The sequence below is a fragment of the Ensifer sp. 2TAB8 genome (genome assembly GCF_052115125.1).
Taxonomy (GTDB): Bacteria; Pseudomonadota; Alphaproteobacteria; order Rhizobiales; family Rhizobiaceae; genus Ensifer.
Window position 1 is genome coordinate 253175 of sequence record NZ_JBFRGB010000005.1, and the last position, 12920, is coordinate 266094.

The window sequence follows — 12920 nt, forward strand, 5'->3', positions numbered from 1 at the left end:
GTTTTCGCAAAGAGCCCCTGCGAAGCCATTGATAGATCAAGCCTCATCCGCAAGTCCGCAAGCACGCACGACGAGGACCACGATAATGTTGGACAGATTGATAAGACCGAAACCGAGCGGCGGTATTCCGCGCGGGCTCTCGACCACCGGCCCGGTGCTCTTTTCCTATGGCTTCCGGCCGTTCTTTTTCGGCGCCGCGCTCTGGGCGATCGCCGCCATGGTGCTGTGGATCTCTGCGCTTACTCTCGGCCTGGACGTTGCCGGCGACTACGGCGCCGCCCATTGGCACGCGCATGAGATGTTGTTCGGCTTCTCATCCGCCGTGCTCGGCGGCTTCCTTTTGACGGCGATCCCGAACTGGACGGGAAGACTGCCGGTCTCCGGCGGTCCGCTCGCCGCGCTCTTCGGGCTCTGGGTTGTCGGCCGGCTCGCGCTGCTGTCGAGCGGCGTCATCGGCCTGCCTGTCGCTGCCGGCATCGAAGCGCTGTTCCTGCCGGTGCTCCTGCTGATCTGCGCGCGCGAGGTGATCGTCGGCCGGAAATGGAAGGACCTGAAAGTCATCGGCGGGCTGGTGCTCCTGTCTGCAGCCAATATCTGGTTCCACCTTTCGGTGCTCCGGGACCTCGACGAGGATGCAGCAGCGCGGCTGGCGATCGCCGCCTACACCATGCTGATCATGATCGTCGGTGGACGCATCGTGCCGAGTTTCACGCGCAACTGGCTGAACAAGGTGGGGCGCACCAATTTCCCCGTGCCCTATAACCGCTTCGACACGGCAGCGATCCTGATCGGTGTCGCGGCCCTTGCCGCCTGGACCTTCGCACCGGATCACATCGTCACGGGGGCGATCGCGCTTACCGCCTGCGCCTTCCACACGGTGCGGCTGTTCCGCTGGCGCGGCTTGGCGACCTGGCCGGAGAAGCTGCTCTTCGTGCTGCACGCGGCCTACGCCTTCGTGCCGCTCGGCTTCCTGGCGATATCAGCCGGTGCGATCGAGCTCTTGGGCGAATACCCGGTCATGCACGTGCTGACCGTCGGCGTGATCGCATCGATGATGCTCGCCGTCATGACCCGTGCCAGTCGCGGCCACACCGGACGACCGTTGGTGGGATCGGCAATCACCAGCGCCTCCTACGTTGCGATCATGGCCGCGGCGCTGGTTCGGCCGCTGGCAGACCTACTGCCCGTGCACTTCCACCACCTGATCGCGCTGTCGGGCGTGTTGTGGATCGCCGCCTTCGCGCTGTTCACGCTCGAATACGGACCGATGCTCGTGTGCGATCGCCGCTCGCCCCGCGCCTCAGCCTGACCGCACGTTCGATCCCCAATGCAAAAGGCGCCGCTGATGCGGCGCCTTTTTTTTAAACAACACCAGTCTCAGAAGATGCTGCCGTGCGCGAATTCGACCGCGCTGTCGGCCATCATCTCGGGCGTCCAGGGCGGCTCATAAGTCAGGCGCACTTCTGCGTATTCGACGCCCGGTACATACCAGACGCAGTTCTGCACCGCTTCCTTAAGGAAGGCCGTCGCCGGGCAGCCTTTGATCGTCGTCGTCATGGTGACCCGGGCGATGCCGCCCTCCTGAACGTCGATGTCGTAGATCAGGCCGAGATCGACGACGTTCTTGCCCATTTCCGGGTCGATGATGATGCGCAGCGCATCGCGGATCCTCGCCTCGAGGTCCAGGGTTTCAAGCTCCGACATGGGAACGCCTCCCGCCGATGCGAATGAGGATCCGGTAGGTCTCGCCGGTCGCATCGAAATTGCCGGCCCATTTGTGCCCGCGCTTTGCGAGCTCCGGGTAAAGGAACAGCGGTTCGCGCGCGAGCAAGGCGAACAGCACTTCGCCCTCCGCCATCTTCTCGGCTGTCGCCAGAATGCGCACCATCGGCTCGGGCGGATCGAGCTCCGTCAGGTCGAGCTGGCGGCTCGGGTCGGGCCAGGTGTCCAGATCCGTTTCGCCGGCCGAAAGGCGGATCTCGTCAACCTCTCCTTCTGGCGTGAACAGAACCTCCCAGTCGCCGTTGTCGAGCGGGCGGTCCTGATGGCTGAAGCCGCGTCCGGCCATCACGCTGTAGAGCGGAACGGGCCGGAAGGTCGCGATCAGCTTCAGCGCCTGGCCCGGCGCCAAGCTGTCGACAGCGTTCATGATGGCCTGGAACGGATCACTGCCACCGCGCAACAGCGGCCGGACGTCGAGTTCATAGGGATCTTGGCTCATGGGAACCTCCGTGAGGAATGGGTGGCAGAAACAGGCCTGGTCGAACGAGTCCGTCAGGCAATCGAAGTTCGGCCGGAACGTTGATCAGTCGCCGTGTTCGCACGAACTCGAGGATGAGCGCATTGACGGCAATCAATTGGCCGAAACTCGCAAAACGAAAAAGGATGGCACTGCCAGTCAGCAACGCCAGAGTACCGAGCGCGACCGTCAGATAATAGAGCCAAAACCAGCGAAGGGCTGAGGCTTCGGTAACGAGATCCTGGACCCTGGGGGTCGGCATGCGCCCAAGCGCCGGCCCGTAGCATTCGAGCCAGGTCATGAACGGCACGATCTTGTAAAGCTGGGCGAGACCCATGCCGGTCAGCCAGCCGAACGTAACGAGATAGATGGCAGCGCCGGAACCGGTGTCGAGACGGCCTGCCGCAAGCAGCGCGACGAAGAGCACAGTCGCAGCGATCAGCGACACGAAGGCGCCGATGCTGGCGCGGCTATTGAGCTCGATCGCCTTGCGCCGGCGCTCCCGATAGATGCGCAGAATATCGCCGGCATAGATCGCCACCACGGCGGCGCCGGAAGCGACGGCAAGGACGAGAAGCGGCGCACGGCCGAAAGTGCCCACGAGTATGAGGAGCACCACCACCGCCAGAAGACCGAGGCAAAGGGCGCCAAGCACGAACACCACGCGGCTGCTTGTTCGCTCCTTGTCCGGCGACAGCATGAACATGGTCAAAAGCCGGTAGCTGACACCCATGGTGGTGAAGCTCAGCCAGCCGCAAAGGCCAAGGGAAGCATGAAGCGACAGCCCGTCGATCGTCAGGTCGATCGCGCCTTCCGCATCGATCAAGCCCGAGAGTACGCCGGCATAGGTGCCGCCGAGCAGCATCGTGCCGAAGAGTGCCGCAAGACCAACCGCGACGAACCGGGCCGGTAGTGGCAGCGGGCGCGCATGCCAGAGCGTGGCTGCGAAGGCAAAACCCAGCACCGAAAAGCCGACGATCGAAAAAGCAGCTCCCAGAGGAAGCAGCATTATCGGAAGATCGATCGCGCCGGAAAGGCTGACGAAGCCGAGCGTCAGGCTGGCGATGCCTGTGATGAGGAACAGGAGCGCCGGCAGCGCGATGCTCGGGAAGGATAATGCCTGGCCGACGAGAACGGGCACGAACTGCAGCAGCGCGCCGGTCATCAGCAGGCTCAGCCAGCCCAGCACGACGACATGGACGAGCGCCAGCGTTTCGGGCGCCTCAAGGGCTGAGACCGGGTGGCCGTAGCCGAAAACCATCATGATCTCGCCAAGGACGAGGAAGATCAGCGCGGCCGCGAAGTAGGACATCGTCCAGCGGGAAAGCGAGGCTGCGAACATGGCGGTTCATCCCCTGGATCACGATGGATTTGGCCGGGTCGGCCAAGGCCATGGACGTGATCGGTTCTCATGAGTGAGAGCGGGATGTGAGCGGAAAACGGCGAATGCCTTTCCTCATCCCGCTCTTGAGGCGCATCGAGGGCTCAGTGCCCGCCGCAGCAGCAATCGCAGCCGGAGGATTGCCGCCGGCCGATTTCGACACGCCAGACATCCGGTCCCTGCTCGAGGTATTCCCAGGTGAATTCGCCCGGATAGCGGGTTTCCAGCTGGTAGTGCAGCGGGCGCGGATCGTGGTCGTTGATGATGATGAAGGCGCCGCCCTCGGCAAGCGCGTTCAACATGCCGAAGATTTTCGGATGGCGTTCTACCGGCGGAATCGTCCGCACATCGATGAAGGGCATGTCGGTCTCTGCAATGGTCATGGTCATCCGCTTCTGAGCGCCGTCGTTTGATGATGGTCCGGGAAACGCCGGCGCACACGCCCCGGATTTCCGCAACCTAGCGACCACGCAGCCGCGACATTTTGTCGAAGCGCAAACAAATCCCGCTTTGGCCGAGACCATGCCCGTCCTTGACTTTTCGCAAAGAGGTGCCGCCCCGCACGGCCTAGAAAAGCTGCATCCATCGCCATCCAGATGAGGACGAAATGCAAGCTTCCGCGCTCCTGAAATACGGTGAAATGCGCCTGCCGCGCTACACGAGTTACCCAACCGCACCGCGCTTTGCCGCTGATGTCGACGATCACACCTACGGTGACTGGCTGAAGGCGATCCCCGAGGGGCAGGACGTGTCGCTCTACCTGCACATCCCCTTCTGTCGTTCCATGTGCTGGTACTGCGGTTGCCACACGACGATCACCAAGAAGGACGATCCGATCCTCGACTATCTCGATGTACTCCGAGACGAGATCCGCATGGTCGCCGATACCATTGGCCGGCCGCTTCCGGTCGCGGAGGTACACTTTGGCGGCGGCACGCCGACAATCATCGAGCCGCGTGAATTCCTGGCGTTGATGGCGTTGATGCGCGAGCGCTTCGCGCTGTCACCATCGGCCAATGTCGCCGTCGAGATCGATCCGCGCCGGCTGACGCTCACCATGGCCGAGGCACTCGGCGAAGGCGGCGTCCGACGCGCGAGCCTCGGCGTACAGAGCTTCGATCCCGTCGTGCAGAAGGCGATCAACCGCATCCAGAGCGAGAAGCAGACGGCCGAAGCCGTCGACCACCTGCGCGGCGCCGGCATCGGCGGGATCAATTTCGACCTGATCTACGGCCTACCGCATCAGACGGTGCGCTCCTGCGTCGAGACGGTCGAAGCGGCCGTTTCGATGCGGCCGGAACGGTTCGCGGTTTTCGGTTACGCCCATGTGCCGAGCTTCAAGAAGCACCAGCGCATGATCGACGAGACGGCGCTCCCCGACAGTGCCGCGCGCGCCGAACAGGCGATGGCGATCAGCGAGGCGCTGGTCAAAGCCGGCTACCGGCAGATCGGCCTCGACCATTTTGCCTTGCCTGACGACGATCTGGTGACGGCCCAGGCGAATGGACAGCTCCGCCGCAATTTCCAGGGCTACACGACCGACACCTGCGAGACCCTGATCGGTTTCGGTGCCTCGGCGATCGGCCGTTCGCGCGACGGTTATGTGCAAAACGAGGTGCCGCCCGGTGTCTATGCAAGCCGCATCGCCTCCGGTCGCCTCGCAACCACCAAGGGCTACCGACTGACCGACGAGGACCGTCTGCGGGCCGCGATCATCGAACGGCTGATGTGCGATTTCAGCGCGGATATTTCCGCAATCGCCGCAGCTTATGGCCGCGACTGGCAATCGCTGGTCGAAGGCAACGGCAAGCTGACCGAGCTACGAAAGGACGGCGTGATCGACATCGCCGATGGCGTCATCACCGTCCGCCCCGAACACCGCTTCGTCATACGCGCGGTGGCGGCGGCCTTCGACGCCTATATCGATGAGTCCCAGAGGGTTCACAGCAAGGCGGCTTGAAGGCGCTGATCGCCGGGAAGGCTTGGCTATTGCCGAGCCTTCAGCCGCCGTAATCACGCCGGCAAAGCGCCGCCCCGCTTCTTCCGTCGTGCTCGGGCTTGAGCCGAGCATCCAAACCCAGCCTCCCTCCCACGAAAATAGCCGCGAAGCGGCGGACTTGCGGCTGGCAAACGCCTTCCGCTGAATCTAAGAGGCCCGGCGGTTACCGGGCCTCTTGCTTCTCTTTCGACTGGCCGACCGCCTTACCCAACCAGATTGCGGTAGATCGCCGGCAGCGCCGCCGGCAGCCGCGAGATGTTGCCGATCACGGCATAGCCGTTCTGGCCGAACATGGCGGGCACGTAGGACTTCGCCTCCCGGTCCACGGTGACAGCGAAGGTGTTGATGCCGCTGCGCCGCGCCTCCGTGACCGCGCGGCGGCTGTCTTCAAGCGCGAAACGCCCCTCGTAGTGGTCGATATCGTTGGGCTTGCCATCGGTCAGCACCAGCAACAGCTTCTTGCGGTTCGGCTGCCGACGAAGCTCGGCCGAGGCGTGCCGGATCGCGGCGCCGATGCGAGTGTAATAGCCGGGCTTCAGCGCTGCGATGCGCGCTTCGACCAGCGGCCCCATCGCCTCATTGAAGGCCTTCACGGTTTCGACCCGCACCCAGTCGCGCCGCCTTGAGGTGAAGGTCAGGATCGAGTGGTTGTCGCCGCAGGCCGAGAGCCCGTGCGCAAGGATGAGCAGGGCCTCTTTTTCCACGTCGAGCACCCGCCGGTTGTCGGACCAGGAATCGGTCGACAGCGAAACGTCGACGAGGATCGTCACCGCCAGATCGTGCACCTGCGGCCGGCTCATCAGATGAATGCGGTCGCTGCCCTGGCCACCGGCGGCGAGATCGGTGCGGGCACGCACGACCGCGTCGAGATCGAGATCGGCGCCGTCGAGTTGCGCACGTAGCATCTCGTGCCGCGGGCGCAGCACTTCGAACTGGCGCCGCACCCGGCGGATAAGGCTCCTGCTTTCCTCGGTAAGTTCCGTCCGCTCTTCCTGGGCGGAAGCCGGCATGGCCAGCACGCGGCAATGGTCCTTGAGGTACTGGCCGGTCCGGTAGTTCCATTCGGGATAGGTCAGTTCGGCCGTCAGCGGCGTCGGGTCGACGGCTTCAGGCGGCAGATCGAGATCGAAGCGGAAGCGTGCCGAGGGCCGTCCCTTGCGCTCGCCGAGCGTCATGTCGTCGAGTTCCTCGGCAGCCTTGCTGTCGTGGTCGTCGCTGTCGTCGCCGGGCCGGTCGACATTGACCATCTCGGCCATCGCCAGGATCTTCTCGAAGCGATTGAGAATGAAGGGGCTGCGTTCGCCCTTGCGGTTCTCCGGATTTTCGCGCACCGCCACATGGCGCTCGACCTCGGCGCCCGCACTCTGCGTGCCCGGCGCCGCGGCAACATCTTCGTCGCGCGTGGTCATGGTTTCGGTGCGCAGCAGCGTGTCCGGCCAGAGCGGCATCGGCAGCATCGGCAGGTAACCGGGTGGCGCGCGATGCGGAAAGATCACCGGCAGCGTCGTATCCGCCTGGCCCGTGGCCTTGCGCAACAGGCGCAGGATGCGGTTTTCGACATGCTGCTCGATCGACGGCAGCCCAGCCCTCTGCCGCTCGGCAAGGACCGCCTCGGCCAGACGCCGATAGCGCCGCCGGAGCCCGGGGAACCGCTGGAAGACTTCGTCGACCGTTTCCTGCGCACGCGATACCAATGCCAGATCGCGGCGGAGTGGATCGGTTTCGCTGACGGGATCGACCGGCATCGTCGCCATATAGGCGACGAGCCAGTGATAGAGGTCCCGGTTCAGGTCTTTCGACGGAAAGATGTCGATCTCACCCGGCAGCATCAGCGACGCGTGGTCGCGCGCCGGCTGAACGAGCTTCTCTTCGCCAAGCCCCATGCGCTGCCGCCACCGCAAGCGATGGGTCGACGTGCGCCCGCGGGCGGGCACGATCTGCACCGCCGCCTCGCCGCCATGTCCGCGAAAGGAGACGCCGAGTACCGGCAGCATGTCGGCGAGCTTCACCGCCTCTTCCGGATACCGCCGCCAGGTTCTGGTGTTGCCGACGAAACGATGCCAGGCCCGTCCGACGGTTTCTTCGAGCTCGAGGAAATCAAGCATGGTTCACCTCACGCGATCAGCGAACCGGCCACTTCGAGAAGTGCGGCACGCACGTCCGGTTCATCGGTGAGCGGCTCGATCATCGCGGCCCGCACTGCATCCTTGACCGGCATGCCGGCATCAATCAGCGAGGCGCAGTAGACGAGCAGCCGGGTCGACACGCCTTCTTCGAGGTCATGCCCTTTCAGAGCGCGCAGGCGGTGCGCGAGGTTGACGAGCGGCGCCACCTGGCTCTCCAGCAGTCCGCTCTCTTGCGAAACGACCGATATCTCCTCGTTCCGCGGCAGGAAATCGAACTCGATCGCCACGAAGCGCTGCCTTGTGCTGGGCTTCAGGCTCTTCAGCAGGTTCTGGTAGCCGGGATTGTAGGAAACGATCAGCATGAAACTCGACGGTGCTTCGAGCAGTTCGCCGGTGCGCTCGAGCGGCAGCATTCGGCGGTCGTCGGTCAGCGGATGCAGGACGACGGCCACGTCCTTGCGGGCTTCGACGATCTCGTCGAGATAGCAGACGCCACCGTTGCGCACGGCCCGGGTCAGCGGGCCGTCGACCCAGACGGTGTCGCCGCCCTTGAGAAGATAGCGTCCGGTGAGGTCGGCGGCGGCCAGATCGTCATGGCAGGAAACGGTCGAAAGCGGCAGGCCGAGCTTCGCCGCCATGTGGCTGACGAAGCGGGTCTTGCCGCATCCCGTCGGTCCCTTCAAGAGGAGCGGCAGCTGCCGCACCCAGGCGCTTTCGAACAGCGCGGATTCATTGCCGGAGGGACTATAGGCGGGGATATCGAGCGCCGCGCGACTGACGGCAGATTGGACAGGGCTCATGGCAAGTTCTCCATGCTGGGAATTCTTCGGGAGATGCCGGCGCGGCGAACCGCGCCGGCTGATCGGTCATTCGGCGGGCTGGACGACGCCGGCGAGCTTCTCGCTGCGCTCGCGGCCGGGCATCAGAACTGCCCAGATGAACATCAGCGCCGAAATCAGGACGACGGCACCCGAGCCGAGGCGGATCCAGTAGAACAGCGCCAGCTGGTCCTGGACGTCCATGTAGCTTTCGCCGAGCACGCGCTGCAGATGCGCCTGAAGGACACCGGCGAAGGTGAGAGCGAAGGTCATGACCGACATGGCGGTGCACATGATCCAGAAGCTCACCATCGACAGCCACTGGTTATAGGGCGCACGGCCGCGGATTTCCGGAATGGCGTAGGCCATGACCGCGAGGTTCAGCATCACATAGGCGCCGAAGAAGGCGAGGTGTCCGTGGGCCGCGGTCACCTGGGTGCCATGGGTGTAGTAGTTCACCGAAGACAACGTGTGCAGGAAGCCCCAGACGCCGGCACCGAAGAATGCCATGACCGAGCAGCCGATCGACCAGAGGAGAGCTGCGCGGTTCGGATGCTTACGGCCGGCCTTCCAGGTCATCACGAAGGTGAAGACCACCATGGTGAAGAAGGGTGCCACTTCCAGCGTCGAGAACAGCGAACCGATCCACTGCCAGTAACCCGGTGCGCCGATCCAGTAGTAGTGGTGGCCCGTGCCGAGGATACCGGAGAAGAGCGCCAGGCCGACGATGACATAGAGCCACTTTTCGACGACCTCACGGTCGATGCCGTTGAGCTTGATCATCAGGAAGGCGAGCACCGATGCCATGATCAGTTCCCAGACGCCTTCGACCCAGAGATGGACGACGTACCACCAGTACATCTTGTCGAGCGCCAGGTTGATCGGATTGTAGAAGGCGAAGAGGAAGAAGATGGCCACACCCCAGAGCCCGAAGATCAGGATGTTGGTGACGGTCGTCTTGCGGCCTTTCAGCACCGTCAGCGTGATGTTGTAGAGGAACATCAGCGCGACGATGACGATGCCCACCTTAATCGCGAAGGGCTGCTCGAGGAATTCGCGCCCCTCGTGGATATGCAGGAGATAGCCGACGACGGCGACGGCCGCGGCGATCAGGAAGATCCAGAACTGCGCGACGGCGATCTTCGTGCTGTAGAGTTCGGTTTCGGCCTCTTCCGGCAGCAGGTAGTAGGTAGCACCCATGAAGCCCATGAGCAGCCAGACGATCAGCGCGTTGGTGTGGACCATGCGCACGATGTTGAAGGGTAGCAGCTCGGAGAGCGTATTGGGCAGGACGTAAATGGTGCCGGCAAGCACGCCGAACAGCACCTGGGCGAGGAACAGGCCGAGCGCTCCGTAGAAGTAGAGCATCGCGACCTTTTGGGTTTGGTATTTCATGGTGTCACACTCCAATCGGTTCGCTTAACCTGCCTCGTTCGGCGGCCAGTTCTGGGTCTTGATGCGGCTCGTCCATTCGAGGAAGTCGGCGAGGTCGTTGAGTTCCTGTTCGGTCAGGTTGAACTGCGGCATCTGCCGCCGTCCCTCGATGCCGGTCGGCTGGGCGGCCATCCAGGCTTTAAGCGTTTCGCGGGCGCCGTCCGGATCGGCCTCGCCGCCGAAGCGCTTCCAGACATTGCCGAGCTCGGGCGCGAAATAGGCGCCCTCGCCGAGCAACGTGTGGCAGTTGATACAGGAGTTCTTTTCCCAGACGTGTTTGCCGCGTGCGACCGCATCGGTCAGCGTCGTTTCGTCCGTCGAGGTCGTTCGCATGTAGTAGTGGCTGTGGGCGGTCAGCCCGACAAAGATTGCGAAGAAAAAGAAGGACCCGCCGTAAAAGACGTTACGGGCCCCGGTTTTGGTGAGGCGTTCTGCCATCACGTGGTCCTTTCGATTTCAGTTGGCCGCTGAGAGTGCGGCCGGCTGATCTGATCCCCTCCCCGTGCGGCGCAGCCGGCAACAATCGGGGCGAACCCATGTCTAGGGAAATCGGCGGCGGCTTCTTTGCGTTTCGGCAAACAAGTCCGCGGGTCGTCTCAGCTGAAGAGAGCGGTGCTCAGGACCAGCTTCGCTGCGGCAACGAGGACGAGCGCTGCTGGCCAGATCAAAAGTCCAAGACGAAGGGCCGACGGCGCCTGCCGGAGCCCCATGAAATCGAGCGCGACGAACCGGCTTTTGACGATGGCGAGCCCGAGCAACACGGCGATGACGAGGGTGGCAGGCCCGGCGATCGCCATCAGCGCTATGCCCGAAATCACGGCTCCGGCAAGCAGCAGCCAGGTATTGAACAATTGTCTGGGATTGCGATCGGTCATGGCACTCACACGAGATAGACGAGCGGGAACATCACGATCCAGACCAGATCGATCACGTGCCAGAGCGTGGTGATCAGCTCGACATTGCCGGGTTTCGGTCGCCAGGCAACGATGATGAGCACGAAGGCACCGAAGACGACGTGCAGCAGATGGAAACCGGTGACGAGAAAATAGAGCTCGAAGAAGGAGCCGAACTGAGGATCGCCGGCAACGCCAGCCTCGGCGCTATATTCGAACACCTTGATCGCCGCGAAGGCGAAGCCGAAAAGCGCCGCATTCACCAGCGCCCGCCTGCGCTGCTTAAGCGATGCCCTCGGCCTCGTCGCCAAGGCCGCCTGCCAGCCGCTTGTCAAAAGAACAAGCGTGTTGATACCGGCAAGCAGAGGATCGAGATGCGAGCGGGCGGCGGCAAACGCGTCCGGCTGGAGAAGGCCCACAATCAGGAAGCCGACAAGCAGAATGCCGAAGGCGGCAAGTTCGCTCCAGACGAGCACCCAGAGCAGCAAGGCGTCCGTCGTGTCCTCTTCCGCCGTTGCGGCAATCGGATGACTGCGGGCATCCATGTCAGCGCCTCCGTTCAAAAAACATCGTTCGAGCTAGGCGCGGGCGCACACCCTGTCTTTGCGATTGAGCAAAGAAGCCGGCAGGGGGCGGGGCTATTGGCTGACAACAAAGGAGCCTTCCGATGACAGACGCACAGATCGGCCTTTCCGTCGCTACCCCCATCATCATCGTCTTCGCCCTCGTGCTCTATCGCATGGGCGTGCTTCAGCGCGGCGCGACGCTGTCGGCGATCCTCTCCTCCGTTGCTATCGCCATCGTTCTCTTTCTCGATCGCTGATCTGCAAACTTTGAGAAATGTCAAAGAGGATCATTGCCGTCGGGTGTAGTTCGAACCAACACTCAACGGAGCAGATCGATGCAGCAGCAATTTTCAGAACATCACGAGCTGGGGCAGGCTTATCGCGAGCTTTTGTCCCTGTGTGATCGCCTCGAGACGCTTGCCGATTCCATCCCGCGCCGCATCGACCTGACGAGCTGCCGCGTGATCATGACGGAGCTGCCGGAAAAGCTCAGGCGCGTCCACGCGCTGGAGGAGATGATCCTGTTTCCAGCGGTCGAAATTCAGCGGGCGGACGACGGCCGCGACGCCTTGATCGCACGGCTGCGCGCCGAGCATGACCAGGACGATCGGGCAGCCGTCGAACTGGTGCGTGTGCTGAAGGCGGTTCACGACAACAGGGCATCGCTCAGCTGGGATGCGATCGGTTACATGTTGCGAGGCTTCTTCGAAACGGTTCGCCGCCATGTGGCAACAGAGCGCCTGCTTCTCTGGCGCCATGCGTGAGACAACCGATATGACCTATTTTCTCCTCGCCTTCGCCGTCTTCCTGCTGCTTCATCTGGTGCCGGCCTGGCCGGCGCTACGCCAGGGCCTGATTAACCGCCTCGGCCGCTCGACCTATTTCGCGGTCTATTCGCTTCTGTCCGTGCTCGCTCTCGGTTTCGTCTTTCACGCGGCCCTTCAGCTCGATTTCATCCCACTCTGGGAACCGGCGGCCTGGCAGGCCTGGGTGACCTTCGTTCTGGCGCCACTCGGCATCTTTCTCGTGCTGGCCGGCCTCTTCAGCGAGAACGCGCTGTCGATATCCATCTATCAGGGAAACGAACGGCCGGGCGCCATCGTGACGATCACCCGCCACCCGGTGCTCTGGGGCTTCCTGCTCTGGGCCGCCGGTCACATCGTGCCCAATGGCGACCTGCGCGCGCTGGTGCTTTTCGGCGGTTTCGCGCTGTTTTCCGTCGGTGGTTTCTTCATGCTTGAAAAGCGTGCCCGCCGACGTCTGGGTGACGGCTGGCAAGCGACCTCGAAGGGCACGTCAGTCTGGCCTTTCGCAGCGATCATCCGGGGCGAAACCCGTTTGCGCGCCGATCCCGTGATGATCATCGCCGCCTTTGCCACCGTCGCGATTGCCGTCTGGCTGCTGCTTGGCGGTCACGAGGTCCTGTTCGGCGCCGATCCGCTGCTTCAGGCAACCGCCTTCTAG

The 12920-nt window shown here is 63.3% G+C and carries 15 protein-coding genes; 5 read left to right on the forward strand and 10 right to left on the reverse strand.

Annotated elements, in window-relative coordinates; all coding sequences use genetic code 11:
- The first annotated feature begins 85 nt into the window (after window positions 1-85).
- A complete protein-coding gene (locus AB4Z53_RS12130; protein WP_441596043.1) occupies window positions 86-1309 on the forward strand; it encodes an NnrS family protein in 1224 nt (407 codons plus the stop codon).
- A 68-nt stretch (window positions 1310-1377) separates the two neighbouring features.
- On the opposite strand, the gene AB4Z53_RS12135 is transcribed toward AB4Z53_RS12130, so the two are convergent.
- The 4 genes from AB4Z53_RS12135 to AB4Z53_RS12150 form a co-directional block, all read right to left on the reverse strand.
- Entirely contained in the window at window positions 1378-1704 is a 327-nt protein-coding gene (locus AB4Z53_RS12135; protein WP_113538321.1) for a metal-sulfur cluster assembly factor, read from the reverse strand.
- Window positions 1691-2221, reverse strand: coding sequence for a DUF2249 domain-containing protein (locus tag AB4Z53_RS12140; RefSeq protein ID WP_223729883.1), 531 nt, complete (start codon window positions 2219-2221; stop codon window positions 1691-1693). The genes AB4Z53_RS12135 and AB4Z53_RS12140 overlap by 14 nt, the downstream gene beginning before the upstream one ends.
- Window positions 2202-3581: a hypothetical protein gene (locus AB4Z53_RS12145; RefSeq protein ID WP_441596045.1), complete on the reverse strand. Its 1380-nt coding sequence runs from the start codon at window positions 3579-3581 to the stop codon at window positions 2202-2204. Before AB4Z53_RS12145 ends, AB4Z53_RS12140 begins: the two co-directional genes overlap by 20 nt.
- Before the next feature lie 143 nt (window positions 3582-3724).
- On the reverse strand, window positions 3725-4003 hold the full coding sequence (locus tag AB4Z53_RS12150; RefSeq protein ID WP_441596047.1) for a DUF2249 domain-containing protein: 279 nt from the start codon (window positions 4001-4003) through the stop codon (window positions 3725-3727).
- A 224-nt stretch (window positions 4004-4227) separates the two neighbouring features.
- Here AB4Z53_RS12150 and hemN point away from each other — a divergent pair, with 224 nt between their 5' ends.
- The gene (gene hemN, locus AB4Z53_RS12155; RefSeq protein ID WP_441596048.1) at window positions 4228-5580 is read left to right on the forward strand and encodes an oxygen-independent coproporphyrinogen III oxidase; all 1353 of its coding nucleotides are present in this window, start codon (window positions 4228-4230) and stop codon (window positions 5578-5580) included.
- 242 nt (window positions 5581-5822) lie between these two features.
- Here hemN and AB4Z53_RS12160 read toward each other — a convergent pair whose 3' ends face one another.
- The 6 genes from AB4Z53_RS12160 to AB4Z53_RS12185 form a co-directional block, all read right to left on the reverse strand.
- On the reverse strand, window positions 5823-7724 hold the full coding sequence (locus tag AB4Z53_RS12160; RefSeq protein ID WP_441596050.1) for a nitric oxide reductase activation protein NorD: 1902 nt from the start codon (window positions 7722-7724) through the stop codon (window positions 5823-5825).
- An 8-nt stretch (window positions 7725-7732) separates the two neighbouring features.
- A complete protein-coding gene (locus AB4Z53_RS12165) occupies window positions 7733-8545 on the reverse strand; it encodes a CbbQ/NirQ/NorQ/GpvN family protein (RefSeq protein WP_441596051.1) in 813 nt (270 codons plus the stop codon).
- A 66-nt stretch (window positions 8546-8611) separates the two neighbouring features.
- Window positions 8612-9958, reverse strand: coding sequence for a nitric-oxide reductase large subunit (locus AB4Z53_RS12170; protein WP_113538314.1), 1347 nt, complete (start codon window positions 9956-9958; stop codon window positions 8612-8614).
- Between the two features lie 24 nt (window positions 9959-9982).
- On the reverse strand, window positions 9983-10435 hold the full coding sequence (locus AB4Z53_RS12175) for a c-type cytochrome (RefSeq protein WP_113538313.1): 453 nt from the start codon (window positions 10433-10435) through the stop codon (window positions 9983-9985).
- Between the two features lie 158 nt (window positions 10436-10593).
- A complete protein-coding gene (locus AB4Z53_RS12180) occupies window positions 10594-10872 on the reverse strand; it encodes a cytochrome C oxidase subunit IV family protein (RefSeq protein WP_441596054.1) in 279 nt (92 codons plus the stop codon).
- 5 nt (window positions 10873-10877) lie between these two features.
- Window positions 10878-11435: a cytochrome c oxidase subunit 3 gene (locus AB4Z53_RS12185; RefSeq protein ID WP_441596056.1), complete on the reverse strand. Its 558-nt coding sequence runs from the start codon at window positions 11433-11435 to the stop codon at window positions 10878-10880.
- A gap of 122 nt (window positions 11436-11557) precedes the next feature.
- Between AB4Z53_RS12185 and AB4Z53_RS12190 the strand changes: the two genes are divergently transcribed.
- From AB4Z53_RS12190 to AB4Z53_RS12200, 3 genes are all read left to right on the forward strand, one after another.
- Complete coding sequence (locus tag AB4Z53_RS12190) at window positions 11558-11713, forward strand: hypothetical protein (RefSeq protein ID WP_089044838.1); 156 nt, start codon at window positions 11558-11560, stop codon at window positions 11711-11713.
- Window positions 11714-11791: 78 nt separating this feature from the next.
- Window positions 11792-12220, forward strand: a complete 429-nt coding sequence (locus tag AB4Z53_RS12195; protein WP_441596058.1) for a hemerythrin domain-containing protein — start codon at window positions 11792-11794, stop codon at window positions 12218-12220.
- A 10-nt stretch (window positions 12221-12230) separates the two neighbouring features.
- A complete protein-coding gene (locus AB4Z53_RS12200) occupies window positions 12231-12920 on the forward strand; it encodes an NnrU family protein (RefSeq protein ID WP_113538309.1) in 690 nt (229 codons plus the stop codon).